This is a genomic window from Pantoea sp. RG18, assembly GCF_025910075.1.
Lineage (GTDB): Bacteria > Pseudomonadota > Gammaproteobacteria > Enterobacterales > Enterobacteriaceae > Pantoea > Pantoea agglomerans.
Genome location: NZ_JAPCIL010000012.1, coordinates 45,616 through 71,080 on the forward strand (window position 1 = coordinate 45,616; position 25,465 = coordinate 71,080).

The 25,465-nt window shown below is 55.4% G+C and carries 21 protein-coding genes and 4 tRNA genes; 5 read left to right on the top strand and 20 right to left on the bottom strand.

Annotated features, from left to right (window positions below; all coding sequences use genetic code 11):
- Positions 1-22: 22 nt before the first annotated feature.
- Entirely contained in the window at positions 23-223 is a 201-nt protein-coding gene (gene lptM, locus OK409_RS13545; RefSeq protein ID WP_010257328.1) for an LPS translocon maturation chaperone LptM, read from the bottom strand.
- A gap of 147 nt (positions 224-370) precedes the next feature.
- Entirely contained in the window at positions 371-2,929 is a 2,559-nt protein-coding gene (locus tag OK409_RS13550; RefSeq protein WP_264367147.1) for a class I adenylate cyclase, read from the bottom strand.
- A gap of 315 nt (positions 2,930-3,244) precedes the next feature.
- Between OK409_RS13550 and hemC the strand changes: the two genes are divergently transcribed.
- The 4 genes from hemC to hemY are packed head-to-tail and all read left to right on the top strand — an operon-like array spanning position 3,245 to position 7,269.
- On the top strand, positions 3,245-4,186 hold the full coding sequence (gene hemC, locus OK409_RS13555; protein WP_033780891.1) for a hydroxymethylbilane synthase: 942 nt from the start codon (positions 3,245-3,247) through the stop codon (positions 4,184-4,186).
- On the top strand, positions 4,183-4,911 hold the full coding sequence (gene hemD / locus OK409_RS13560) for a uroporphyrinogen-III synthase (protein WP_033767572.1): 729 nt from the start codon (positions 4,183-4,185) through the stop codon (positions 4,909-4,911). The genes hemC and hemD overlap by 4 nt, the downstream gene beginning before the upstream one ends.
- A gap of 25 nt (positions 4,912-4,936) precedes the next feature.
- Positions 4,937-6,070, top strand: a complete 1,134-nt coding sequence (gene hemX / locus OK409_RS13565) for a uroporphyrinogen-III C-methyltransferase (protein ID WP_010257336.1) — start codon at positions 4,937-4,939, stop codon at positions 6,068-6,070.
- A 2-nt stretch (positions 6,071-6,072) separates the two neighbouring features.
- A complete protein-coding gene (gene hemY / locus OK409_RS13570; RefSeq protein ID WP_010257339.1) occupies positions 6,073-7,269 on the top strand; it encodes a protoheme IX biogenesis protein HemY in 1,197 nt (398 codons plus the stop codon).
- Between the two features lie 1,196 nt (positions 7,270-8,465).
- On the opposite strand, the gene OK409_RS13575 is transcribed toward hemY, so the two are convergent.
- The 18 genes from OK409_RS13575 to trxA form a co-directional block, all read right to left on the bottom strand.
- Positions 8,466-8,542 (bottom strand) — tRNA-Pro (locus tag OK409_RS13575).
- A 20-nt stretch (positions 8,543-8,562) separates the two neighbouring features.
- Positions 8,563-8,649 (bottom strand) — tRNA-Leu (locus OK409_RS13580).
- A gap of 16 nt (positions 8,650-8,665) precedes the next feature.
- Positions 8,666-8,741: transfer RNA gene (locus tag OK409_RS13585), tRNA-His, on the bottom strand.
- 98 nt (positions 8,742-8,839) lie between these two features.
- Positions 8,840-8,916: transfer RNA gene (locus tag OK409_RS13590), tRNA-Arg, on the bottom strand.
- 158 nt (positions 8,917-9,074) lie between these two features.
- On the bottom strand, positions 9,075-9,815 hold the full coding sequence (gene wecG / locus OK409_RS13595) for a lipopolysaccharide N-acetylmannosaminouronosyltransferase (RefSeq protein ID WP_010671671.1): 741 nt from the start codon (positions 9,813-9,815) through the stop codon (positions 9,075-9,077).
- A 25-nt stretch (positions 9,816-9,840) separates the two neighbouring features.
- Positions 9,841-11,184: an ECA oligosaccharide polymerase gene (gene wzyE, locus OK409_RS13600; protein WP_264367148.1), complete on the bottom strand. Its 1,344-nt coding sequence runs from the start codon at positions 11,182-11,184 to the stop codon at positions 9,841-9,843.
- Positions 11,181-12,248 (bottom strand): TDP-N-acetylfucosamine:lipid II N-acetylfucosaminyltransferase, encoded by a 1,068-nt coding sequence (locus OK409_RS13605; RefSeq protein ID WP_033780854.1) that lies wholly within the window; start codon positions 12,246-12,248, stop codon positions 11,181-11,183. The genes wzyE and OK409_RS13605 overlap by 4 nt, the downstream gene beginning before the upstream one ends.
- A complete protein-coding gene (wzxE, locus tag OK409_RS13610; RefSeq protein WP_010257347.1) occupies positions 12,245-13,495 on the bottom strand; it encodes a lipid III flippase WzxE in 1,251 nt (416 codons plus the stop codon). Before wzxE ends, OK409_RS13605 begins: the two co-directional genes overlap by 4 nt.
- Entirely contained in the window at positions 13,495-14,625 is a 1,131-nt protein-coding gene (rffA, locus tag OK409_RS13615; protein WP_010257349.1) for a dTDP-4-amino-4,6-dideoxygalactose transaminase, read from the bottom strand. The genes wzxE and rffA overlap by 1 nt, the downstream gene beginning before the upstream one ends.
- Complete coding sequence (gene rffC / locus OK409_RS13620; protein WP_264367149.1) at positions 14,612-15,319, bottom strand: dTDP-4-amino-4,6-dideoxy-D-galactose acyltransferase; 708 nt, start codon at positions 15,317-15,319, stop codon at positions 14,612-14,614. The genes rffA and rffC overlap by 14 nt, the downstream gene beginning before the upstream one ends.
- Positions 15,297-16,178: a glucose-1-phosphate thymidylyltransferase RfbA gene (rfbA, locus tag OK409_RS13625; protein ID WP_010257356.1), complete on the bottom strand. Its 882-nt coding sequence runs from the start codon at positions 16,176-16,178 to the stop codon at positions 15,297-15,299. The genes rffC and rfbA overlap by 23 nt, the downstream gene beginning before the upstream one ends.
- A gap of 19 nt (positions 16,179-16,197) precedes the next feature.
- Positions 16,198-17,268 carry a dTDP-glucose 4,6-dehydratase gene (rffG, locus tag OK409_RS13630; protein WP_033780850.1) on the bottom strand — a complete coding sequence of 357 codons (1,071 nt, stop codon included), beginning with the start codon at positions 17,266-17,268 and terminating at the stop codon, positions 16,198-16,200.
- Positions 17,265-18,524: a UDP-N-acetyl-D-mannosamine dehydrogenase gene (wecC, locus tag OK409_RS13635; protein ID WP_010257361.1), complete on the bottom strand. Its 1,260-nt coding sequence runs from the start codon at positions 18,522-18,524 to the stop codon at positions 17,265-17,267. The genes rffG and wecC overlap by 4 nt, the downstream gene beginning before the upstream one ends.
- Positions 18,521-19,651, bottom strand: a complete 1,131-nt coding sequence (gene wecB / locus OK409_RS13640) for a non-hydrolyzing UDP-N-acetylglucosamine 2-epimerase (RefSeq protein WP_010257363.1) — start codon at positions 19,649-19,651, stop codon at positions 18,521-18,523. The genes wecC and wecB overlap by 4 nt, the downstream gene beginning before the upstream one ends.
- A 10-nt stretch (positions 19,652-19,661) precedes the next feature.
- On the bottom strand, positions 19,662-20,711 hold the full coding sequence (gene wzzE, locus OK409_RS13645; protein ID WP_010257365.1) for an ECA polysaccharide chain length modulation protein: 1,050 nt from the start codon (positions 20,709-20,711) through the stop codon (positions 19,662-19,664).
- A gap of 27 nt (positions 20,712-20,738) precedes the next feature.
- On the bottom strand, positions 20,739-21,824 hold the full coding sequence (wecA, locus tag OK409_RS13650) for a UDP-N-acetylglucosamine--undecaprenyl-phosphate N-acetylglucosaminephosphotransferase (RefSeq protein ID WP_022624853.1): 1,086 nt from the start codon (positions 21,822-21,824) through the stop codon (positions 20,739-20,741).
- A 280-nt stretch (positions 21,825-22,104) separates the two neighbouring features.
- Entirely contained in the window at positions 22,105-23,364 is a 1,260-nt protein-coding gene (rho, locus tag OK409_RS13655) for a transcription termination factor Rho (RefSeq protein ID WP_010257369.1), read from the bottom strand.
- A gap of 352 nt (positions 23,365-23,716) precedes the next feature.
- A complete protein-coding gene (gene trxA, locus OK409_RS13660; RefSeq protein ID WP_003851963.1) occupies positions 23,717-24,049 on the bottom strand; it encodes a thioredoxin TrxA in 333 nt (110 codons plus the stop codon).
- Positions 24,050-24,166: 117 nt separating this feature from the next.
- Between trxA and rhlB the strand changes: the two genes are divergently transcribed.
- Positions 24,167-25,459 carry an ATP-dependent RNA helicase RhlB gene (gene rhlB / locus OK409_RS13665; protein ID WP_022624852.1) on the top strand — a complete coding sequence of 431 codons (1,293 nt, stop codon included), beginning with the start codon at positions 24,167-24,169 and terminating at the stop codon, positions 25,457-25,459.
- Positions 25,460-25,465: the final 6 nt, after the last annotated feature.

The window sequence follows — 25,465 nt, forward strand, 5'->3', positions numbered from 1 at the left end:
CTCCGCCGGATAAGCCATCAGATTAGTTCGCTTTTACGCCTGAATTGCCGGTAACCAGCCCGCCGACATCGGCTTTAGAGGCATCCGCTTTCTGGCGGTCGGTTGGGGCTTGTTGTTTCTTCGGCTGATCCTTCGGCGGGAAGTAGAGCGGTCCTTTCAGACCACAACCTGCAAGGCTGATTACTGCCAGTGTCATGGCCAACAGGCTTATTACTTTCTTCATTCTTTATGCTCTTCATGTCCTTTACCTGGATGCTTATCATCGCAGTTGAAGGTGGAAAAGCAACAGGAAATGCCCGCAAATAGCGTGAAGCGGGTGACAAGCCGGGAAGATAGCGGCCACCTGCAGAGCGCAGGCAGCCCGTCAGCATCAGTGCACCTGATAGCGTGGCTGATAGTCGCTGTTGTCGTTGTCAGGCTGCGAGGTACACAGCTGCGTCAGCGTCTGGCTACGGAACGGAATCACCTGGAATCGCTCACCGGTGTTCACAATCTGGTAGAACTGCGGCAGGTTGAAGTTGATAAAGCTTGAACCATAGGTAAAGCGATCGTGCGATGAGGAGTAGAACCGGCTGACGTCGCGCACCAGCTCCTCTTTGCTGCCTTCACAGTGATGATAGACCTCAACCCGATTGGTCTCATCGAGGATGTAGATATTGAAGCCGCGCTCATCAGTGGTGTTTTCAAAGAAGAACTGAATAATGCCTTCGCTGGCATACCCATTGACCACCGGTGGCAGCGGCGTCTGATTCGTTTCGACTTTGATCGACAGTCCGTGCAGCTTGTTGTTGGAGATCGCGCCATAAAACTCAACCGCGTTTTCCAGCTTCTGCACCGAAACGCTCATGCGTTCAAAGAACAGGCCCCAGGTCTCGCCCGCCATACGCAGCGCTTTAAAGCGACCCGGCTCCTGACGTGTGCTGGAGAGGCGCAGCTCAATGCATTCTGAGACCAGCTGCTGTACCCGCGTCCGAATCAGACCGCGCAGATGCTGGCTGTAGCAGAACACCTCCACCGTATCGGGCGGTGCAGCATCCTGATGCATCTTGCCGAGAATGGTTTTCAGCCCTTCGATCATCGCCTGTTCGCCGCTGAAGTGCAGCGTACGCACCTCATTCCAGGAGTTGCGATAAAGCAGATCGATGCTGCCAATCAGGCACTGCTGCTGCTGACCAAAACTAAAGACATCCAGCTTACGGAAGTCGAAGTGCACCACCTGATTGCGGAAGGCCGCCGTCGGATCGTGTTCAAGGTTAACAATAATCGCAAGGTGCCGGATTTCGCACGGACTGTAGAGCGCTTTTGGCGTTGGCGAGGGCAGACGCAGCGGGAAGTGGCTGGAAACATCGTTAACCAGCTCCTGCAGACGCGCCAGATCGCAAACCTCATTGCCTTTAATATGCAGCCGGGTTTTACGGGTCAGCAGTCCGTTGAACCACGCCCACGCCACCAGCTTGTTCAGGTAGCGGTTATATTCCAGCGGCTGATGGCTGATAATCGAATCCATGTCCGGCGCCTGGTTATAGAGATACCAGCCGGAACGGTTGGCGCGGCCAAGCGGCACATGAATAAAGGTCAGATTGGGTTCGGAGAGATCGGGCGAAATCTGCGGATTCACCAGCGTCACTTTGCCCGGCAGTGCTTCAAACGCGGCATACAGTTTACGGGTCAACACACCGATATCCTGCGGGCTGGCGCTGACGCTTAAGTTATTGCGGCGGGCAAAGCGGATCAGGTTGCGATAACTCTGCATCATCGCATCCAGCAATTCATTGTGGGCTTCGCGCACCCGCTCGATTTTCCACTCAGCACGGTTGTCCAGAATGGCAATCTTCTCTTCGTTCCAGCCCCACTCTTTGACCAGCTGCGATAAAATTTCGCGACGCCAGCCGGTGCGGTGCTGATGATCTTCGGTGCTGAGCTTTTCACACACTTTGAGGTAGAAACAGCGACGCACCAGGTCAAGACGCGGCTGATCGTCAACGCTGGTCAGATAGTGCGTAACGCGCTCCAGCATCATGCAGTAAGGATCAAGCCCGAAGCAGATGATTTCACCGTCATGCAGGCGCTGTTTGATATCCATCGCCAGTAGCTGCGTATTGGGGTATTCCCAGCTGTAGGCTTCCAGCAGCAGCGTTTTCAGTACGGCTTTATACGGGGAGTCGATGCTTTTATAGAGCTGCCACAGGCTGGCGCCGAAATACTCTTCCGCCGACAGCGTGCCGAGGCCGCCAAGATCGAGCCACTCATTAGGGGTCAGCACGCCTTTGGCGTAGAGCGACATTACGTAGTCGTCGTAATTGTGCTCTTCTTCGCCCGGCACCATATTCCACAGGATCCGTTTACCCGCCATACGAACTGCCGTACGGTAGAACTCATCCAGCAGTAAAATGTGTTGTGTTGAACCGCAATCTTCACCGCCCAGACTGCCGCTTTCGTTGTGGCGGAAGCGGTTTTCATCAATCAGAAAGAAACTCACCTCTACGCCCATTGAAACGCACCACTTCTGCAGCAGCGTACATTTGCGCTGCAGATTCAGACGCTCTTCATTATCAAGCCAGGATTGATGGCAGACCCAGATATCGAGATCCGAGACGCTGTTCTGGCCGACAGATGAGGTGCTGCCCATAGAATAGATCGCCGTAATCGGCATTTCGCCTTTCGGCGCATCGGCATGACGCAGATCGCTGTCGCCGGTGAGATCGGCCAGCAGCTGACGCTGATTTTCATCAGGCGTGAAGAAGCTGATGCCATGTGGAACGCTACCTTCAAGGTAACCCGGCATCTGCGGATGTTGATAATGTAATAAGGTTGGCAGCAGACTGTAGACGCGCTGAAAAGCGGGTCCCATAGCAGCCAGCGCACGATCAACGCGCAGCTGGTTGATTGCATCCAGTCTCTGTTTCAGTGTCTCAATGTAGAGGTACAAGACGTTTCGCCTGATTGTCCCAGTGTTTAAGCACCCTGTTTCCACACTCTGCCGCTTATAAAGTAAAAAAGTGGGCAGATAATTGCTGGAAACGTGATCAATCTAACACCCTGCAGATTGACCGTAAAGAAAGTTGCGCTACCTGACAGTTTAGCACGTTCTTACCAGCTTCCCGCCTTTTCAGCTCTGGTTCCCACGTTATGGCTTAATAAACCGGCCTGAAACCGCACGCAGGCCGTTTTCAATCCGTTGAAACTGACAGTCTTCACCCAGAGATGATAGGATATTCAGTGAACGATAAAAATGGTTAACAGCATGTTAGACAAAATTTTCAGAATTGCTACAAGACAAAGCCCGCTCGCATTATGGCAGGCACATTATGTACAGCAACGACTCATGAGTGCCCATCCGGGACTGCGCGTTGAGCTGGTGCCTATGGTCACGAAAGGTGACATTATCCTTGATACGCCGCTGGCAAAAGTGGGTGGCAAAGGGCTGTTTGTCAAAGAGCTTGAGCTGGCGATGCAGGATGGCCGTGCCGATATGGCGGTGCACTCGATGAAGGATGTGCCGGTCAATTTCCCGGAAGGTCTGGGCCTGGTAACCATCTGCGAGCGCGACGATCCACGCGATGCGTTCGTTTCTCATCATTATGACTCCATCGACGCGCTGCCACAGGGTGCCATTGTCGGCACGTCCAGCCTGCGCCGTCAGTGCCAGATTAGTGCGCGCCGTCCGGACCTGGTTATCCGCTCGCTGCGAGGCAATGTCGGCACCCGCCTCGGCAAGCTTGATGCCGGAGAGTATGACGCGATTATTCTTGCTGTCGCCGGGCTGAAACGCCTGGGGCTGGAAGATCGCATTCGTCAGGCGATGCCTGCCGAAGTTTCCCTGCCCGCCGTGGGTCAGGGTGCGGTCGGCATTGAATGCCGTCTGGACGACACCACCTTAATTGGCCTGTTGCAGGCGCTGAATCACGATGACACCGAAGTCTGTGTCCGAGCGGAGCGCGCCATGAATACCCGTTTAGAGGGTGGCTGCCAGGTGCCAATCGGCAGTTTCGCGGTGCTGGAAGGCGATGACCTCTGGCTGCGCGGCATGGTCGGCGCACCGGATGGCCGGGTCATGGTCAGCGGCGAACGCCGTGGTCCCCGCGCTCAGGCTGAACAGATGGGTATTTCACTGGCCGATGAACTGCTGAATGGCGGCGCGCGTGAAATCCTGAAAGAAGTTTACCAGGGGCAGCCGCCGGCATGACCATTCTGGTGACGCGCCCGGAACCCGCAGCGGCAGAGCTGGTGTCACGCCTGCATGCCCTTGGCAAACAGGCGTGGAGCCTGCCGCTGATAGAATTTGCGCCGGGCGCTGATCTCACATCTCTGCCACAAAAGCTCGCCGCACTTCGCCCTGGCGACCTGGTTTTTATCCTTTCTCAGCAGGTTATACATTACGCACAACACACCGTCACAGCATGGCCCGCTGAGCTGGACTATTATGCAATTGGTCGCAGCACCGCCCTGGCGTTTCATACCGCCAGCGGACAGCAGGTAACCTGGCCTCATGCGCATGAAACCAGTGAAGAATTGATCCGGCTGAATACCCTTCAGCAGGTTGCCGGTAAACGTGCGCTGATCCTGCGTGGCGATCCCGGACGCGAGTTGCTGGCTCAGACGTTAACCCGGCGAGGTGCTGAGGTGTCGTTTGCAGCCTGTTATCAGCGCTGCCAGAAGTATTATGATGGACCCGTTGAAGGACGCCGCTGGCGCGATCGCGGTGTCTCCGTGCTGGTGGTGACCAGCGGTGAAATGTTACAACAGCTTTTTTCGCTGTTCCCCGCAGTTGATCGCGAGGAATGGCTGCTCAACTGCCGACTGGTTGTCGTCAGTGAACGTTTGGCTACCCTGGCCGCAGGATTGGGTTGGCAGGATATTCAGGTAGCCGATGGTGCCGATAACGATGCGCTGCTGCGCGCGTTACGCTGAACTTTAACAATGGGATGTGCCACATATGACGGAACAAAAAGACTCCTCCGCCATGGTTGAAGAAACCACCCCAGCGGTCGACCGCTCTCCTTCCAGCAACAGCACACCACCGCGTAATGCGAAAAATGGTGGCATGGTGCTGGGTGCAGTTGCGATTGTCATTGCGCTGGCGATTGGTGCGGGTTTATACCTTAACGGGAAACATCAGGCTGATTTACAGGCACAAACCAATCAGAAGCTGAGCGAACAATTAAGCGCGTTGCAACAGCAGGCCAGCAGCGACAAACAGCAGCTGACTCAGCAACTGAGCGGCGCTGAAACCGCGTTGCAGACAGCCCAGACACAGCAGAACGCGTCAGCAAAAGAGCTGGAAACCCTGCGTGAAAAAGTGGCCGTGATTTCTGGCAACGACGTGCGCAGCTGGTTGCTGGCACAGGCGGACTATCTGGTGAAACTGGCTGGCCGCAAACTCTGGAGCGACCAGGATGTCACCACCGCCGCTGCTCTGCTGAAAAGCGCCGATGCCAGCCTGGCCGACATGAACGATCCCAGCGTCATGAATGTGCGTCGTGCGCTGACCCAGGATATCAGTAACCTCTCTTCGGTTACGCAGGTCGATTATGACGGCGTGATCCTCAAACTGAACCAGCTGTCGAACAACGTTGATAATCTGCGTCTGGCCGATAATGACAGCGATGATGCGCCGATGGACAGCGATGGCGGTGAACTGTCAGGTTCCGTGCGCGAATGGCGTCAGAATCTGGTGAAAAGCTGGCATAACTTTATGGATGATTTTATTACCATCCGCCGCCGCGATAACACCGCCCAGCCGCTGCTGGCACCTAATCAGGATGTTTACCTGCGTGAGAATATCCGCTCGCGTCTGCTGATTGCTGCTCAGGCGGTACCGCGTCATCAGGATGAGATTTATAAACAATCTATCGACACCGTGTCCGCGTGGGTTCGCGCCTGGTACGACACCAATGATGCCGCTACTAAAGCCTTCCTTGCCCAGCTGGATGAGCTGAGCCAGCAGAACATCAATATGGACCTGCCGGATAACCTGGAAAGTCAGCCGTTGCTGGAACAGCTGATGCAGACCCGCGTCCGGAACCTGTTAGCGCAACCTTCTGCCGCTGCTAATCAGCAGGGAGGCTAAGCATGCTTAAGGTATTTATCCTCTTTATCCTGCTGATTGCTGGCGTGGTGCTGGGACCGATGATTGCCGGTCATCAGGGTTACGTGCTGATTCAGACCGATAACTGGAACATCGAAACCAGCGTCACCGGCCTGGTCATTATCCTCATCCTCAGCCTGCTGGTGATTCTGGCCGTGGAATGGCTGCTGCGCCGCGTGCTGCACACCGGCGCGCGTACCCGTGGCTGGTTTACCGGACGTAAACGCCGTCGCGCCCAGCGTCATACTCAGTCGGCACTGATGAAGCTGGCAGAAGGCGATCACCGTCAGGTGGAAAAACTGCTTTCTAAAGATGCCGATCACGCTGATGTGCCAGTGGCGAACTACCTGCTGGCAGCAGAAGCTGCGCAACAGCGTGGTGATGAAATCCGTGCCAATCAGCATCTTGAACGTGCTGCAGAGCTGTCGGAGAGCAACACCATTCCGGTAGAAATTGCCCGCGCACGTATTCAGCTGGCACGTAACGAAGATCATGCTGCGCGTCATAGCATTGACCGTCTGCTGGAAGTGGCACCGCGTCATCCTGAAGTGCTGCGCCTGGCCGAACAGGCGTATGTCCGTACTGGTGCCTGGAGTGCATTGCTGGATATTCTGCCCGCCATGCAGAAGGCGCAGGTCGGCGATGAGCTGCATCGTGATGCATTACAGCAGCAGGCCTGGCTGGGTCTGATGAATCAGGCGATGGCCGACCAGGGCAGCGATGGGCTGAAGCGCTGGTGGAACGATCTGAGCCGCAAAACCCGTCAGGAAACGACGCTGCAGGTGGCCATGGCGGATCATTTGATTGAATGCAACGATCACGACACCGCGCAATCGATCGTGCTGGAGGGCCTCAAGCGTCATTATGACGATCGTCTGGTACTGTTGATGCCTCGCATCAAAAGCGGTAATCCGGAAGCGCTGGAGAAAGTATTGCGCCAGCAAATCAAACAACACGGCGCAACACCGCTGCTGCACAGTACGCTGGGGCAGTTGCTGATGCGTCATGGTGAATGGCAGCAGGCTGCTGAGGCACTGCAGCAGGCGCTGGCACAGCGTCCTGACGCGTTTGATTATGCATGGCTGGCGGATGTTTATGATCGTCTGCGTCGCCCGGAAGAAGCGGCGAAGATGCGTCGTGAAGGGTTGTTGCTCACCTTGAAGAACAATCCCAACGCCTGATCCTCTTTTCATACCTGATAAAGCCGGGCTTGCCCGGCTTTTTTGTGCCCGCAATCTGCCAGCACGCTTTCGCAGGCAAAAAAAAACACCTGCCAGTGGCAGGTGTAAGATCAGGTCGGTAAGACAACCGGGAGGTACCTGACTCAACGTGGTGTCTGTTAACCCTGTAAGGCTTTCGCGATACAGGCAGGCAGACAACAGGTACCTAAAATTGGCTCTGCATCATTCCCAGGTTTATGTAGCATCAGCAGACATAAGAGGTGGAATGAGCATCTACAGCAGAAGTATTGCACAAGCCATGCCAGGTTTATGATTATTTTTAAAATCACAATAAATCAGCATGTTAAAGAATTAGCTCAAAGCTTCATTCAACAGGCCTGTCGGGAAATGTCGGTATCCAGCGACAGCTGGCATTTTCTCTGTCTCTGAATGGAGACAGCAAGGTCAATCTCTCTGTGAACTCAACAATAACAATGACTTATTTGTCGGCAATTCACGACGCTGTTGCTACTGTTTAAGCAACTTTATCTGACAACTGGCGAAATCAAGGGTGAGCTGGCATCAAAGGATTAGCTAACAAGCAGCCCGCTCTCACTGCTGTGCGGGCTTCAGGGAGCATACGCCTTTCGCAAAGACGCAAAAGACGCCATCCCTGGCGGGCTCAGCGCGGGCGATTACGCACCTCATCCCTGAGGTGCGCCCGTAGCCGGGCCAACGCTTTGCGTTGTTCAAAAACGCTCCCGGCGTTTTTATCCGGGCGGCGCGATGCTTTGCTACAGGCGTATGCTCCCTTCGCTTCACGTATGGCAGACGAATCTGATACTTACAAGGACGCTTCAGACAAATGACAGATCTAAACCCGGATGCATCTGACCACAGCGCATAAGCTCAACGCGCAGGGAGCATGGTCAGAAGAGGAAAGCGTCCCACGCCAGGGACAAAAACGCCGGGAGCGTTTTTGAACAACGCAAAGCGTTGGCCCGTTTACGGGCGCACCTCAGGGATGAGGTGCGTAATCGTGTGGGCCGAGCGGCCATGGATGGCTTAAGCGACTTTCCGATCTGACCATGTTCCCTTCGCAGGCTCGGATTTACAGCAAACTTATTTAGCTGTACCCACCTAAACCTCCTTCGGAGGTCCTCATCCTCTTTTCTGCAGACGAAAAAAAACCTGTCTTTTCAGACAGGTTTCTAAAATGGTCGGCGAGAGAGGATTCGAACCTCCGACCCACTGGTCCCAAACCAGTTGCGCTACCAAGCTGCGCTACTCGCCGATTTTTTTAACTGTTTTGCCTGGTGCGAAGAGAGGGACTTGAACCCTCACGTCCGTTAAGACACTAACACCTGAAGCTAGCGCGTCTACCAATTCCGCCACCTTCGCGTTTCCCAGCAAAATCTGGGGTGGCTAATGGGACTCGAACCCACGACAACTGGAATCACAATCCAGGGCTCTACCAACTGAGCTATAGCCACCACAATACTTAATGTCACAAGTTAAAAACCTGCAGCATTTAAATCTCTACTGCCAACCGCGGTAAATCAACCACCGAAGCTCATGCGCACAAACGATATGGCGCGCCCGACAGGATTCGAACCTGAGACCTCTGCCTCCGGAGGGCAGCGCTCTATCCAGCTGAGCTACGGGCGCGTAGCGCCGTTGCGGATGTGCATACTAGAGATAAGCGCCCATCGTGTCTAGTGCTTTTTAAATAAAAAGACGCGTTTGATTACGCTTTGTGCATTTTGTCGACAAATAGTGCATTTCCTCTCTCACAACGCGTAAAAATGCGGCATTTATCAGCAATATCAGAGATCGCCACGCCAGTGATAGCGCAAATATTTAAGCAGTTTTAATTGCCGGCGCAGGCGGCCAGGCTGCCGAATCAGACGATAGAGCCACTCCAGCCCCAGCCGCTGCCAAATCTCAGGCGCTCGCTTCACATGGCCGGTGAAAACATCGTACGTTCCACCCACGCCCATATAGAGCGCATCAGGCCAGTGCGCACGGCACGCCAGCATCAACAGCTCCTGACGGGGCGACCCCAGCGCTACAGTCACCAGCTTCGCGCCGCTGGCCGCAATCCGGGCAAACAGCGCATCCTGATCGGCTGGCGCAAAATAGCCATCCTGCGCCCCGACAATATTCACATTCCACTGACGACGTAGCTTATCGCAGGTTTCATCCAGCACCTGCTGACGACCGCCGATAAGAAAAACAGGCGTCCCTTCCCGCCCGGCGCGTTCCATCAGCGCTTCCCATAAATCAGCACCCGCAATGCGCTGCACCGACGCGTGTGGATACTTTTTACGAATCGAGCGCACAATGCTGATGCCATCGGCGTATGCATATTCCGCCTGCGCTAACAGCGTACGTAATCCCTCATCCCGCTCAGCGGTCAGGATCTTCTCCGCATTAATCGCCACTAAAATACCGCTGCGTACGCTGTGCGGCGGCATCAGAAAATTCACCGCCGACGGCATGTTTTCGAAGCCATACAACTCAACGCCGCGAATCCGGTACTGCGGCGTCTCAGTTAACTTTGTCATATCTTCCGTCAATCCCAGAGGCTACTCAGAGCAGGCTGTGCAACACCCGCCTGCTGCGGTCGCGAATCAAACCTGCGCGATCCAGTAACCAGAAAAGTAATTTAGCCATGCCCAGACAGGCAGCAAAAATGATGCAGAAAAACACCACGCGTGAACCGAACGCATCAAGGCCTTCGCGTGCCAGCACGATCATGTTAAAGACCGCGCCAAAACAGAAGCTTTGCAGGATGGCGCCGGTGTAACGGTTGGTCTCAAGGCAGCCACGCTGATAGATCGCATCAAAGGCTTTTATAATCATCCCTACCGCGACCGCACCGATCGGAATCGCCCAGACGCCGCCCATCACCACCAGCGACCCTATCAGCGTGGGTGAAATCGCCAGGCCAGAATGGTTGTTCAGCACTTCCCAGGTGAAGTAGTTAGCACTGTTTAACACTGCCAGCGGCCGATCCGGCCAGAGCCAGGTCGGAATGAAAACGTAGAAATCACGCCACAGCGGTGCCAGCCCCTGAAACTCAATTCTGGCGTAGTTATCCAGCAGCAAGGCGAGATTCTCCCACGGCGAGAAGGTATCACGCGTCAGATACAGAAAGGTATAGAACGCTTCATCGCCCATAACGTCGAGGTTATAGCGGCGCAGTGCCAGCCAGAACATTCCTGCAATCGCCAGCACGCCCGCCGTCGCCAGCATCCACAAAGTGATCCAGCCACGGGTAATCCCGATAAACAGGAACAGGGCAAACGCAATAATGATATTGGCGCGGGTACCACCCACCAGCGCGTAGGTCAGTAAACCAAAGGCAACGGTCACCACCAGGAACAGCAGCCAGTTGCGGGGTGTCGGGCTCAAAAAGTAGGGGATCAGCATCGCCGGAATAAAGAAATAGAAGAAGCGCTTAAGCGCTACACCCGACACTTCACTGGAGAAAATCTGGTTATAGGCGGTCAGGCGGAACAGCAGAAAACCGTTATGAATGAAGAACACCGTCACCGTACCCAGCGCCACCAGCGCCAGGATCACGCAGGTCAGATGGGTTTCGACGCGATTCATCTGCAGCCAGGGCTTCACCGGAGACGCGCTGGCGGGTTTCAGTCGCACTTTATAGCTGACGTAATAAATGGCGTAAAAAGCCGTGGCCGACAGCAGCGCCTCCAGCAGGTTCTCAACCGGCACCACTTCAACATTAAAGCGAAACACCAGCACGGAGGTCAGCGGGAAGCCGAAGTAAAAGGTCAGTAAGAACAGCAGCGTGAAGAACAGATGAAAGTTAAAACGGACGCGCTTAAACTCCCGCCAGGTCAGGGTCAGAATAAAAACCAGCGACAGCAGATAGACCACCAGCAGGCCGCCAAACTGCATAAGACTCATGACAACTCCCCTTCGCTGAGCTGTAACGCGGCTCGCCAGCCCGCCAGATAACCCGGCGCAAAAAAGGCGATAGCCTGTTTATCACAGCTTATCAGCTGACGACGTGCCTCGGCGATCACCGCAGGCGACAGCGTATCTTCGCTGAACAATACCGGAAGCTGCTGCTCTGCCACATCACGCCAGAATGGATTTTTGCGGGTCAGGACAAACGGCACGTTGGCCTGGATCAGCAGGCAGAGTGTTCCCACCCCTTGCTGACGTTCAAACATAAAATAGCCGACATGGCAGCGCGCCAGCAGGGCTAAGTAATCATCAAACGCCAGGTTTTCACGCATCAGATTCACCTGCCCGTTCGGGAACAGCGCATCGGCAGCGGCCTGAATCTGGCTGATATAAGCCTCATTACCTGGCGGATAGCCCAAAGGGACCTCGATACGCACCTGCTCGCCAAACTGCGCGTGAATCGCTTTTAAGCCTTCGATATGCCGGTTACTCGGATCGCCCGAGTTGCCCAGCAACAGCGTAAAAGGCTCCGACGGGACAGATTCAACGGCTGCGGCGGGCATTCTGGTGGGAAAATAGAGCAGTGAACCGGGTACGCGCCGATGGCGCTGCTGATAGTGATGCAGGTCGCCCCGGGTCGCAAAAACCTGTGCAACCCGCCCCTGCGCTATCCGGCGGACCAGATAGAACAGACGGAACTTCAGGCTGCGCGAATCTTCATAAAGATCGGCGCCCCAGACGTGCCAGAACAGCTGTGAACGACGCAGCTTACCGCTGAGTAACGCCAGCCAGATCCACGGGTTAAACTGTCCGTGGCAGAAAAAACGCTGCTGACGATTTCTGGCGCGCTGCAGTACCGCCTGCGCCAGCGCTTTCTTGCTGGTAAAGCACTCGATCTGCAACGCACTGAACGGCGTCAGGCTCTCGGGCTGCTGCGTCACCACCATAAAATGGCGTGGCGCAGCCGCAGGCTGCTCAACGCTGAGTACGTCGTTGAAAAAGCGCAGCACCGTAAGATTGTGGTGGGGAATGTCCGATCCCAAAACGTGAATTAAAGTCATTTTTTCCGGCAGTAAACAATAAAAGCGCCACAACACAGGGCAAAGTAAGCCATATAGGTAAACATATAGGCCTGCGCCGCACCCGTCGCGCCATGTAACGGGATCAACCAGCGTGAAAACAGCGTCAGCAACAGGAACTGGCTGATCTCAGTCAGAACATAAAAGCGCAGCGAGGCTTTGGCGATAACCAGATATCCGAAAACATAGGCGCCGACCTTAAAAACATCGCCGCACAGCTGCCAGACAAAGAGATCGCGCATCCCGCGAAACGCTTCAGAGAACAGCAGGCTGATGGCGAAATCGCGCAGTACCCAGACACCCAGGCTGGCAACCGCTACGGCGGGCAGGACAAAGCGCAGTGCACGGCCAATCTCGCGCGCGATGTCACGTTTGTTATCCAGCCGCGCCAGCGTCGGCAGCAGCCAGACGCTAAACGTCGCGGTAATAAACTGCAGATAGGCATCGGAAATGCTGGTGACGCCCTGCCACAATCCGACCTGTGCCCAGCCCTGCTGCTCCGCCAGCAGATTACGCATCAGCACCCAGGCGACCGGCAGGGTCACGGCGGTGATCAGCGCCATCAGCGTATATTTTGCCAGATTACGGGCCAGCTCAGGATGCCATTGCGGTCGCAGCCAGCTAAGCGGCAGCGGCGCACGGCGTTTCAGCATCAGGAGTGCAGGCAGCAGCAGCAAAGCCGGTACCAGCGCCAGCCCGGTCAGCGCACCCTGATAGCCACCCAGCCACCAGCAGAGCAGATAGCCTGCCACGCCAATCAGGCTGCCGAGAATCAGCGCCAGCGCATTACCGCGCGCGTCGCGATAGCCCTTCAGCAGTGCAAGGGTAAAGTTGGCCCAGGCGATGCCGAGCTGAAGAAAGGCCACCACGCGGATGACGCCCTGATAGCGGTCGTGACCAAACAGCGCGATGCTGATGGGTGCCGCCGCCAGCAGAAACAGCAGCGCCAGCACACCGGAAAAGCCCAGCACCATGGTTGATGCCGTGCCCACCATCGCCCGCAACTGTTCGGGCTGCTGCTGATACTGCGCCACATAGGTGGTAACGCCATTAAAGATGCCTGCGCCCGCCAGCACACCCAGCACGGTGATCAACTGACGGAAGTTCCCCGCCTGGCCGACACCCTCGGGTCCGAAGCTGACCGCCAGCAGTTTGACGACCAGCAGGCCGGCCACAATTTTTACCAGCGTGGACGATGCGGTCCACACTGAGGCTCTGGCTAATGACATCAGGAAAAGAAGCTCAGCAGTGAGCTGATAACCGTGCTCTGATTATTATCCGACAGGTTATAAAACAGCGGCAGACGCAGCAGGCGTTCACTTTCCCGCGTGGTAAAGCGATCGTCGCCGACAAACTGCGAGAACCGCTCACCGGCGGGCGAACTGTGCAGCGGAATATAGTGAAACACCGTCAGTATCTCGGCTTCTTTCATCCAGTTTATCAGCGCCTGACGATCGTCCTGATCGCGCAGTTTGATGTAGAACATGTGCGCATTGTGTTCACAGCTGGCGGGGATCACCGGCAGGCTGATGCGTCCCTGAGCCGCCAGCGGCTGCAGCGCATCGTAGTAACGCTGCCAGATGCGTAACCGCTGCTGGTTGATACCTTCAGCGGCTTCCAGCTGCGCCCAGAGATAGGCTGCCTGCAGATCGGCCATCAGATAGCTCGATCCCATATCGCGCCAGGTGTATTTATCGACCTGACCACGGAAGAACTGGCTGCGGTTGGTGCCTTTTTCCCGCACGATCTCGGCGCGCTCGACCAGGCTGGCGTCGTTAATGAGCGTCGCGCCACCTTCGCCGCCGGCGGTGTAGTTCTTGGTTTCGTGGAAACTGAAGCAGCCAATATGACCGATGGTGCCGAGCGCACGACCTTTGTAGCGTGACATCACGCCCTGCGCCGCATCTTCAATCACAAACAGCTTATGCTTTGCCGCCAGCGCCATAATGGTGTCCATTTCACAGGCCACGCCTGCGTAATGCACCGGCACAATGGCGCGGGTTTTTTCAGTGATGGCCGCTTCGATCAGCGTTTCATCAATGTTCATGGTGTCCGGGCGCACATCGACAAACACAATGCGGGCGCCGCGCAGCACAAAGGCGTTGGCGGTAGAGACAAAGGTGTAGCTCGGCATAATCACTTCATCGCCGGGCTGCAGATCGATTAACAGCGCCGCCATCTCCAGCGAAGCGGTACAGGAGGGGGTCAGCAGCACTTTTTTGCTGCCAAAACGCTGCTCCATCCACTGCTGACAGCGACGGGTAAATCCACCATCGCCGCACAGCTTGCCGCTGTTCATCGCCGACTGCATATACTCAATTTCTGTGCCCACAATCGGGGGCGCATTAAATGGAATCATGACCTTTCCTGTAAAACCAGTACGCGGTGCTGTCGAGCCGGGCACCGCTGCGTAAATAGAGGCGCATCGCCGTGAGATTGCTGAGCTGGGTAGCAACCCGAAGCTGAGCCAGCTGTCGTACCCGCGCCCAGTCTGCTGCTGCCAGCATCAGTCGCTGACCCAGCCCCTGGCCCTGCGCGTCGGGCAGTACGCCCAGCAGGCCAATGCGGGCATCGCCATCCACCGCGCGCAGCGAAACAAATCCCTGCAGCTGACCCGCGGCATCGCTTGCCACCAGACACTGATCGTCAAACGCCCCGCGCACCGCATTTTCAATCCACTGCGCATAGAAGCGTCCGCTGGCGTCCGGCGCATACCAGGGCGCGCGAAAACGACTCTGGCTGAAGAGATGTGAGGCAGCATCGCGCAGTAGCGGGATCTGGGCTTCGCGCGCAATGCGAATTCCCGCCTGCCGTTCAGTCTGTTTCAGCGCCAGCGTCAGATCTGCTTCGCCTTCTGCCAGCCGGAACTGATGCTGCTGCAGCGTATCAATCAGTGCAGTCTCGCTGGCAGCGACTTTTATCTGCATCAGCGCACAGGGATGACGCAGCGCCTGTTCCAGCGGAATGTCACCTTGCGGCTCCAGCCGCACGGTATTCACACCGAAGAATGCGCTCTCCCAGCTAAGGGGATTAATATTGACGTGGACGGGCATGTAATAAATCCAGCAGGTATTGGCCGTAGCCGGTTTTTGTCAGCGCTTCACCCGCGGCCCGCAGCTGGTCATCACTCAGCCAGCTGTTACGCCAGGCAATCTCTTCCAGGCAGGCAATTTTGAAGCCCTGACGTTTTTCCACCGTCTGCACAAACATGCTGGCTTCCACCAGGCTGTCGTGTGTGCCGGTATCCAGCCAGGCAAAACCTCGTCCCAGCAGTTCGACCGTCAGCTCACCACGCTCCAGATACATCTGGTTAATGGCCGTGATTTCCAGCTCGCCCCGCGCTGAGGGTTTCACCTGTTTCGCGAATTCAATAACCTGATTGTCATAAAAATAGAGCCCGGTTACTGCCCAGCGCGATTTCGGCTGCTGTGGTTTCTCTTCAATCGAGATCGCCTTGAAGTTATCGTCAAACTCCACCACGCCGAAACGTTCCGGGTCCATGACCTGATAGCCGAACACCGTTGCGCCACGATTCTGTTCAACAACTTTCCGGAGCTTGGGGCTGAAGCCCTGGCCAAAATAGAGGTTATCACCCAGAACCAGGCAGCAATTATCCTCGCCGATAAAGGATTCGCCGATGATAAAGGCCTGCGCCAGCCCATCGGGACTTGGCTGCACCGCATAGCTGAGGCGTATCCCAAATTCACTTCCATCGCCCAGCAGCCGTTCAAACTGCGCCCGATCTTCCGGCGTGGTAATTAACAGGATGTCGCGAATACCCGCCAGCATCAGCACGGAGAGCGGATAGTAGATCATCGGTTTGTCGTAAACCGGCAGAAGTTGCTTTGATACTGCACGGGTTATCGGGTGTAACCGCGTGCCCGACCCTCCCGCTAAAATGATGCCTTTCATCGCTGCTCCTTACGCGGGTTTATTGCGATAAGCCAAGGCGTTCGCCCTGATAGCGGCCATCCAGAATAGCCTGCCACCAGGTGGGATTGGCCAGATACCATGCCACGGTTTTACGCATGCCGCTTTCAAAGGTTTCCTGCGGTACCCAGCCAAGTTCATGCGCGATTTTACTGGCATCAATGGCATAGCGCTGATCGTGACCGGGGCGGTCAGTGACATAGGTAATCAGGTCGCGGTAATGCGCCAGCCCGGCAGGTTTCTGCTCTGCGGCCAGCTCTTCAAGCAGGCTGCAGATAGTTTCAACCACCTCAATATTGCGTCGCTCGTTATGGCCGCCAATATTATAAGTTTCGCCTGGCTTGCCATGGCTGACCACCTGATAGAGTGCGCGGGCGTGATCTTCGACGTAGAGCCAGTCACGAATCTGCTGTCCGTTGCCGTAAACCGGCAAGGCTTTCCCGGCCAGCGCATTGATGATGGTCAGCGGGATCAGCTTCTCCGGGAAATGGCAGGGGCCGTAGTTATTTGAACAGTTGGTGACCAGCGTGGGCAGACCGTAAGTTCGCAGCCAGGCCCGCACTAAATGGTCGCTACTGGCCTTGCTGGCGGCGTAAGGACTGCTTGGCGCATAAGGTGTGGTTTCGGTGAAGTAAGCCTGGCTGTCATGCAGATCGCCAAAGACTTCATCGGTCGAGATATGGTGGAACAGAAAGGCGGTTTTGCGCGCGTCATCCAGGTTTTGCCAGTAAAAACGCGCGGCTTCCAGCAACTGATAAGTCCCGACAATATTGGTCTCGATAAAGGCCAACGGCCCGTCAATTGAACGATCCACATGGCTTTCAGCCGCAAGATGCATCACACAGTCTGGCTGATGACGGGCAAACACCTGATCAAGTGCCGGGCGATCGCAGATATCGACCTGCTCAAAATGAAAGCGGGACGAGTCGGCAACGCTGGCGAGTGACGCCAGATTTCCGGCGTAGCTGAGTTTATCGACCACCACCACCTGATGTTCGGTTTCTGCGATCAGAAAGCGCACCAGTGCGGAACCGATAAAACCGGCACCGCCCGTGATCAGAAAACGCCTCATCGCCACACACCTTTGGTGTCGACAATCCAGTTCTGCTGAACGCTGGCACCATCAATGGCGCGGAAGGCGCGGTGATCGACCAGCATCACCAGAATATCGGCCTGTTCCAGCGCCTGCCCGGCAGAGACCAGCACGGCTTTGTCGGCCAGTGCGTCAGCAAGCTGCTCAATATGAGGTTCAACCACCCAGGTGGTGCCGCTGTGCCACTCTGCAATTTTCTGTGCCACGCCCACCGCCGGGCTTTCGCGCAGGTCGTCAATATTGGGTTTAAAGGCCAGGCCAAAGCAGGCGATGGTGATATCGCTGGCGCGCTTGCCGGTCTGTGTCAGGCAGTCCGCCAGCGCGGTTTTCACCTGGTCCAGCACCCACTGCGGCTTGGCGTCATTGACCTCGCGCGCGGTGCGGATCAGCCGGGCTAATTCAGGATTCTGCGCCACGATGAACCAGGGATCGACGGCGATACAGTGACCGCCGACGCCTGGGCCCGGCTGCAGAATGTTGACGCGCGGATGGCGATTCGCCAGCGCAATCAGCTCCCAGACGTTAATCCCCTGATCGGCACAAATCAGCGACAGCTCATTGGCAAAGGCGATATTCACGTCACGGAAGCTGTTTTCTGTCAGCTTACACATCTCGGCGGTTCGGGCGTTGGTTTCAACGCATTCGCCTTTTAAAAACAGCCGATAAAGCTCGCTGGCGCGGGCGGAACAGGCTGGCGTCATGCCGCCAATCACCCGGTCGTTGTTAATCAGCTCAACCATCACCTGACCAGGCAGCACGCGCTCCGGACAGTAGGCGACAAAAATATCGGGCGTATCACCGTGCTGAGGAAAGCGCAGGTCGGGACGCGCCGCCGCCAGCCAGTCGGCCATCTGTTCGGTGCTGCCCACCGGTGAGGTCGACTCCAGAATCACCAGGTCGCCCTTTTTCAGTACCGGCGCAATCGACTCCGCCGCGGCTTTCACAAAGCGCAGATCGGGCTGATGCTCATCTTTAAAAGGGGTCGGTACGGCGATAAGAAAAGCGTCGGCGGCTTCCGGCTGCGTGGTGGCGCGCAGATCGCCACGCGTAACGGCCGCATGCACCACCTGATCTAAATCGGGCTCCACAATATGGATCGCGCCACGATTGATGGTTTCAACGGCACGCGCGTTGATATCCACGCCCACCACTTTTTTTCCCTTTGAGGCAAAAACGGCTGCCGTCGGCAGCCCAATGTATCCCAGTCCAATCACGGAGATGGTTTCAAAACTCATAATTCGGCTCGGTTATCTTTTAAGGCTTGTAAAATACGACCACAGGCTTTGCCATCGCCATACGGATTATGGGCGTGGCTCATCGCCTGCCAGGCAGCGTCGTCAGTCAGCAAGCTGCTGACCTCCGCCACGATTCGGGCGATATCGGTCCCCACCAGTTTGACGGTGCCGGCGTCGACCGCTTCAGGCCGCTCGGTGGTGTCACGCATCACCAGCACCGGTTTACCCAGCGAAGGCGCTTCCTCCTGAATGCCACCGGAGTCGGTGAGGATGAGCCAGGCGCGGTTCATCAGCCAGACAAAAGGCAGATACTCCTGCGGTTCAATCAGAATGATATTCTCAATGCCGCTGAGAATCCGGTTTACCGGCTCGCTGACATTGGGATTAAGGTGCACCGGATAGACAATCTGCGCCTCGGGATGCTGGCGGGCAATCTGCGCCAGCGCGCTGCAGATACGTTCAAAGCCGCCACCAAAGCTTTCGCGACGATGTCCGGTGACCAGCACCAGTTTCTTATCCGGGTCGAGAAACGGATAGCGCGCCGCCAGTTGTGCATTCAGATTGCTGTCATCCAGCACCCTGTCGCGAACCCACAGCAGCGCATCAATGACCGTATTGCCGGTCACGATAATGCGCGCATCGGGCAGATTTTCCTGCAACAGATTCTGACGCGATCGGGAGGTGGGGGTGAAATGCAGATGGGCAAGATGACCGGTAAGTTTACGGTTACCCTCTTCCGGCCATGGCGAGGCGAGATCGCCGGTACGCAGACCGGCCTCCACATGCCCGACCGGAATCTGATGATAAAATGCCGCCAGGCTCGCCGCCAGTGTGGTGGTGGTGTCACCATGCACCAGCACGATGTCCGGTTTGAAGTCGAGCAGGACGGTTTTCATGCCCTCTAAAATGCGGCAGGTGATCTCGGTCAGCCCCTGCTCGGGACGCATAATATTGAGATCATAGTCCGGCTGCAGCTTGAACAGGCGCAGCACCTGATCGAGCATTTCGCGATGCTGTGCGGTGACGCACAGTCGCGATTCGAAAGCGGGATCCTGCGCCAGCGCCTGAACCAGCGGTGCCATTTTGATCGCTTCGGGACGAGTACCAAATACCGTCAGAACTTTCACACTGTTTCTCTCACTCATGCGTGTCTGACATCAGACGCGGACGACGTGCCAGCGCCACTCCCGCGCCTGTTAATGCCCCAATGGCACCCCACATAATCATCATGAACAGACGTCGCGGACTGTCACGTGATACCGGCTCTTCCGGCGTACGCAGATAACGGTAGGTCTGGAACTGGCTGTTCAGTTTTGGCCCGGTCTGCAGCGTGGTCAGCATTGCTCTGTTCTGATCATAGCTGATATCAAACTCCGGACCGGTAGCGCGCAGCGTATCCAGCTGTCCCTGTAAAACGGGCTGGCCCAGCAGGAACAGGTCGCTGTCTGCCAGATTTTCACCCGCTTCACGCGTCTGTTTCTCATTGATGCCCTGCTGGCTGGCGATCTTCAGCGCCTGCTCCAGCCGATGCTGCTGGCGCTGAAACACCGCATTAGCCACATCTTCCTGACGTTTCACCTGCGCCTGCAACTGGTCGGTACGCGCCCGCCAGGCACCTTTTAGCTCATCATTCAGATGACGCGCGGCGCGCTCACTGGCATAGGCGATGTACTGACGCAGCAGATTATTGGCGTCGCCTGCGGTTTCCGCTTTCAGTTTGACGTTATCGGGCAGGTTATGTGCCGCGTCAGCGGGCGTGAACAGGATATTGCCGATCATATCGTCGAGCAGCGCGGCATCATTATGCGCATTGCCGGTTTTACGACTCTTGTAATAATCCGTTTGCTGCCAGAACTCACGACGCGTATCCCAGGAGGCGAGTTGCATGGTGAACTCCTGATAAACCTGATCCATCACCGTAGGTGAAGGTGCGGCCAGGGTTAAGGCGTTGTTGCGCACATCCAGATTGGTCAGGAATTGCTGCTGCGCATAGTAAGAACCCAGCATGTTCACCGTCGGACGATCGGTGATCGCCGTGGTGCTCCAGACCTGTTTCAGCAGCAGCGTGGCCAGCCAGGCGACCAGAGCAAACAGCAGCGCCAGCCCGATAATCCAGCGCTTGCCACGCCATAAACGGCAGCAAAAGCTGCGAATATCCAGTTCGTTGTCCACAACGTCAGAAGGCATGGCAGAGGTATCCTTTATCAGCTCTTTTCAGGGTAATTTGTTTTTTGCTTCGCGATGATGGCTCAGACGGCGCTTAATGCGGCGGACACGTCGCGCCACGCGCCATGCATGTTTGAGGCAGTAGCCGTAAACCATAAACGCGCCCAGGAACAGCAGCAGCATCACCCACTCCGGGATAAATGCCAGATATTCGCCCAGCACACCGATACCGGCGAGAATAGCCGCCGCAACGGTAATCAGTACAAAGGCCTGACGTGAGGTAAAGCCGGCACGCATAATCAGATGGTGGATGTGCTGACGGTCAGCCGAGAACGGACTCATGCCTTTACGCAGGCGACGATACATAATCGCCACCATATCCATCAGAGGAATGGCGATAAGCCACAGTGCGGTAACGGGCGTGATGGGATGGCTCAGACCCTGCGTCGTTTCCAGCAGAATCCAGATAATGGTGAACCCGATCATGGTGCTGCCGGCATCGCCCATAAAGACTTTGAAGCGACGGCCAAGGAAGCCGAGGTTAAGCAGGATATAGGGCAGCGTGGCGGCAATCATCGCAAAACACCACATCGCGAGGCTGGTCTGGCCGTCGAAGTAGAGGATGATCCCCATGGCGGCAAAAGTGACCGAGGAGAGCCCACCCAGCAGACCGTCGATCCCATCCACCATATTAAAGGCGTTGATCGCGGCCCAGACGGCAAACAGCGTCAGCACATAGCCGAAGGGCCCCACGATAAGCTCGAACGGGCCGACGATAAAGCCCAGGCTAAGCAGATAGAGTTTTGCGCCAAACATCATCACCAGCGCGACAATCGCCTGCACCACCGCGCGGATCTTGACGCTGATATCGAAACGGTCATCCAGTGCGCCAACCAGCACCAGAACACCGGCGCAGCCCAGATAGAGCAGCGCGTGAGGCAGATAGTAGTTGGTAATGGCAAACGTAAAGCAGATACCTGCGAACACAGAAATGCCGCCCACCAACGGAATCGCGCCATGATGGCGTTTACGTGAGTTAGGCTTATCAACTAAACCAATTTTTTTAGCTGCTTTTCGAGCAAAAAAGAGGAAAGCCAGGGAAAAGAGAAAAATTAAACCAAGCTCAGTACTCATAGTGAGTAAATTCACGTTAAACGCTCTCAGCTAACATCCCGCACAACAATACGCGAAAAAACGCGCCTATCGCTGTGTCGGATTCCGAATTCTGCATAAAGAGACAGACGAACGGTCAAAAGTTCGCCATCGCTACCACAGTCATTATAAATGCTCCTGCCAGTGTTCAATCCTATAGCTCACAAATGAAAAACGCCACGTTGAGACGTGGCGTGAGGTCGATTTTCTGCGCATCTGGACTAAAAAAGCCGAATCTGTGGTTCGGCCAGGCAGTATCGGATTAAGAACGCTTCATCATATCGAAGAATTCATCATTAGTTTTGGTCATCGCCAGCTTGTTGATGAGGAATTCCATTGCGTCGATTTCGCCCATCGGGTGAATAATCTTACGCAGGATCCACATCTTCTGCAGCTCTTCCTGAGAGGTGAGCAGCTCTTCTTTACGCGTACCAGAGCGGTTGTAATCGATCGCCGGGAAGACGCGTTTTTCAGCGATTTTACGGGCGAGATGCAGTTCCATGTTACCGGTACCTTTAAACTCTTCGTAAATCACTTCATCCATCTTCGAACCGGTATCAACCAGCGCGGTCGCGATGATGGTCAGGCTGCCGCCCTCTTCCACGTTACGTGCAGCACCAAAGAAACGCTTTGGACGATGCAGGGCGTTGGCATCCACACCACCGGTCAGGACTTTACCTGAAGCAGGAACCACGGTGTTGTAAGCACGTGCCAGACGTGTAATGGAGTCGAGCAGGATGATGACATCTTTTTTGTGCTCAACCAGACGCTTGGCCTTTTCAATCACCATTTCAGCAACCTGAACGTGGCGTGAAGCTGGCTCATCGAAGGTTGAGGCGATAACTTCACCTTTCACCAGACGCTGCATCTCGGTGACTTCTTCCGGGCGCTCATCGATCAGCAGTACCATCAGGGTACAGTCCGGATAGTTGTGCGCCAGGCTCTGCGCGATGTTCTGCAGCAGCATGGTTTTACCGGCTTTCGGTGGTGCAACAATCAGACCACGCTGGCCACGACCAATTGGCGATGCCAGATCCAGTACGCGAGCGGTTAAATCTTCCGTTGAGCCATTACCCCGCTCCATACGCAGACGTTTATTTGCGTGCAGCGGCGTGAGGTTTTCGAACAGAATCTTATTACGCGCATTTTCCGGCTTGTCGTAGTTAACTTCGTTAACTTTCAGCAGCGCAAAATAACGTTCACCCTCTTTCGGTGGACGGATTTTGCCAGAGATGGTGTCACCAGTGCGGAGGTTGAAGCGGCGGATTTGACTAGGGGAAACGTAGATATCATCAGGGCCGGCGAGGTAGGAGCTGTCTCCGGAACGGAGGAATCCAAATCCATCCTGAAGGATCTCCAGCACGCCATCACCGAAGATGTCTTCGCCGCTTTTCGCGTGCTGCTTCAGGATTGAAAAGATAATGTCCTGCTTGCGCATACGAGCCTGGTTTTCCAGTCCCATATTTTCGCCGAGAGTAACCAGCTCAGCAACCGGCGTATTCTTTAATTCGGTAAGATTCATAGTGATGGGTTCTTAAACTCGGGGTAATACTCGGAATGTTTGTCGTGAATGGTATGGCAACTAATCCATGCCGTTAATGGCTCTTTTCAGCTCTTCCTGACGATCATCGTATGGAATGGCGATCGGTATGCAGGGAGATGTCCGAATGTGATGCCAGAGTTGGAGCTAACCGTAAGATTGCTGAACCGTTCTATCTTTATAATGTACAGGGCGACAGGGTTCAACAAGGGAAAACTTTTAGATGCTAACTACAAGGTAAGTTCGTAATGCAGTGCTGGTAAATTAGCACGCCTGAAAGCGAACGTCCAGCAGCAGGAGATAAATTCACCACTGCCGGACATTCAGCCCTGAATTACGCCAGATTGGCGTTCAGGAACTCTTTCAGCTGGCCTTTAGACAGCGCGCCCACTTTGGTCGCGGCGACTTCGCCATTTTTAAACAGCAGCAGCGTCGGGATACCACGAATGCCATACTTCGGTGCCGTGCCTGGGTTATCATCAATATTCAGCTTAGCGATGGTCAGCTTGCCATCATACTCTTCTGCAACTTCATCAAGGATTGGCGCGATCATTTTGCAAGGACCGCACCATTCAGCCCAGAAATCTACCAGTGTAACGCCGTCGGCTTTCAGCACGTCGGTGTCGAAACTGTCATCAGTCAGATGAACGATTTTATCGCTGCTCATGTTTTACTCCACAAGATTATGCCTGGCGAATTGGCGTAAAATATACCAATGTTGGTTGACTTTATTTCATCGGATACGCTTTCGTAAAGCGATAGTAAGCTGATATTCTACCACACTATGAGCAAAACACACTTAACTGAACAGAAGTTTTCCGACTTCGCCCTGCACCCAAAAGTGGTGGAAGCCCTTGATACTAAAGGCTTTCAATACTGCACGCCGATTCAGGCGTTAGCTCTGCCTTTTACGCTTTCAGGGCGTGATGTTGCAGGCCAGGCGCAAACCGGTACCGGCAAAACGATGGCGTTTCTGACGTCAACGTTTCATCATCTTCTCTCTCATCCTGCGGCGGAAGGTCGTCAGGTTAACCAGCCACGGGCATTAATTCTTGCGCCGACGCGTGAACTTGCTGTGCAGATTCATGCTGATGCAGAACCCCTTACCGCCTCAACCGGCCTGAAACTGGGTCTCGCCTATGGCGGAGACGGTTATGACAAACAGCTGAAAGTGCTGGAGCAGGGCGTTGATATTCTGGTGGCTACCACCGGTCGCCTGATCGACTACGCGAAACAGAATCACGTCAACCTCGGTGCTATTCAGGTCATGGTGCTGGACGAAGCCGATCGCATGTTTGATCTCGGCTTTATTAAAGATATTCGCTGGCTGTTCCGTCGCATGCCGCCGGCGACTCAGCGTCTGAGCATGCTGTTCTCGGCGACCCTCTCCTACCGCGTCCGTGAACTGGCGTTTGAGCACATGAACAGTGCTGAATATGTGGAAGTGGAACCGGAACAGAAAACCGGCCATCGCATTCAGGAAGAGCTTTTCTATCCGTCTAACGAAGAGAAAATGCGCCTGTTGCAGACCCTGCTGGAAGAAGAGTGGCCCGATCGCGCCATTATTTTCGCCAACACCAAGCACCGCTGTGAAGATATCTGGGGCCACCTGGCTGCCGATGGACATCGTGTCGGCCTGCTGACCGGCGACGTTGCTCAGAAGAAGCGCCTGCGCATTCTGGATGACTTCACCAAAGGTGATGTGGATATTCTGGTCGCCACTGACGTGGCTGCTCGCGGTCTGCACATCCCGGCTGTTACCCACGTCTTTAACTACGATCTGCCAGATGACTGTGAAGATTACGTTCACCGTATTGGCCGTACCGGTCGTGCAGGCGCCAGCGGTCATTCAATCAGCCTGGCCTGTGAAGAATACGCGCTGAATCTGCCTTCGATTGAAGAGTACATCGGCCACAGCATCCCGGTCAGCAAGTACAGCAGCGAAGCGTTGTTAACGGATTTACCGCCGCCTAAGCGTCTGCAACGCAGCCGTTCCGGCAATGGCCCACGTCGCGGAGGGAATAACGCCAATCGTCGCGGTGCTCCACGCAACAACAACCGTAAACGTTCAGGTTAAGGCCAC

Bases quoted from the DNA above. Each gene is read 5' to 3' on its own strand.
- hemX (WP_010257336.1), top strand. From the start codon at position 4,937: ATGACGGAACAAAAAGACTCCTCCGCCATGGTTGAAGAAACCACCCCA.
- wzxE (WP_010257347.1), bottom strand. From the start codon at position 13,495: ATGTCATTAGCCAGAGCCTCAGTGTGGACCGCATCGTCCACGCTGGTA.
- wzyE (WP_264367148.1), bottom strand. From the start codon at position 11,184: ATGAGTCTTATGCAGTTTGGCGGCCTGCTGGTGGTCTATCTGCTGTCG.
- trxA (WP_003851963.1), bottom strand. From the start codon at position 24,049: ATGAGCAGCGATAAAATCGTTCATCTGACTGATGACAGTTTCGACACC.
- rffG (WP_033780850.1), bottom strand. From the start codon at position 17,268: ATGAGGCGTTTTCTGATCACGGGCGGTGCCGGTTTTATCGGTTCCGCA.
- rfbA (WP_010257356.1), bottom strand. From the start codon at position 16,178: ATGAAAGGCATCATTTTAGCGGGAGGGTCGGGCACGCGGTTACACCCG.
- OK409_RS13605 (WP_033780854.1), bottom strand. From the start codon at position 12,248: ATGACTTTAATTCACGTTTTGGGATCGGACATTCCCCACCACAATCTT.
- rho (WP_010257369.1), bottom strand. From the start codon at position 23,364: ATGAATCTTACCGAATTAAAGAATACGCCGGTTGCTGAGCTGGTTACT.
- hemY (WP_010257339.1), top strand. From the start codon at position 6,073: ATGCTTAAGGTATTTATCCTCTTTATCCTGCTGATTGCTGGCGTGGTG.
- wecC (WP_010257361.1), bottom strand. From the start codon at position 18,524: ATGAGTTTTGAAACCATCTCCGTGATTGGACTGGGATACATTGGGCTG.
- wecG (WP_010671671.1), bottom strand. From the start codon at position 9,815: ATGACAAAGTTAACTGAGACGCCGCAGTACCGGATTCGCGGCGTTGAG.
- hemD (WP_033767572.1), top strand. From the start codon at position 4,183: ATGACCATTCTGGTGACGCGCCCGGAACCCGCAGCGGCAGAGCTGGTG.
- wecA (WP_022624853.1), bottom strand. From the start codon at position 21,824: ATGAGTACTGAGCTTGGTTTAATTTTTCTCTTTTCCCTGGCTTTCCTC.
- wzzE (WP_010257365.1), bottom strand. From the start codon at position 20,711: ATGCCTTCTGACGTTGTGGACAACGAACTGGATATTCGCAGCTTTTGC.
- rffC (WP_264367149.1), bottom strand. From the start codon at position 15,319: ATGCCCGTCCACGTCAATATTAATCCCCTTAGCTGGGAGAGCGCATTC.
- rhlB (WP_022624852.1), top strand. From the start codon at position 24,167: ATGAGCAAAACACACTTAACTGAACAGAAGTTTTCCGACTTCGCCCTG.
- rffA (WP_010257349.1), bottom strand. From the start codon at position 14,625: ATGATTCCATTTAATGCGCCCCCGATTGTGGGCACAGAAATTGAGTAT.
- hemC (WP_033780891.1), top strand. From the start codon at position 3,245: ATGTTAGACAAAATTTTCAGAATTGCTACAAGACAAAGCCCGCTCGCA.
- lptM (WP_010257328.1), bottom strand. From the start codon at position 223: ATGAAGAAAGTAATAAGCCTGTTGGCCATGACACTGGCAGTAATCAGC.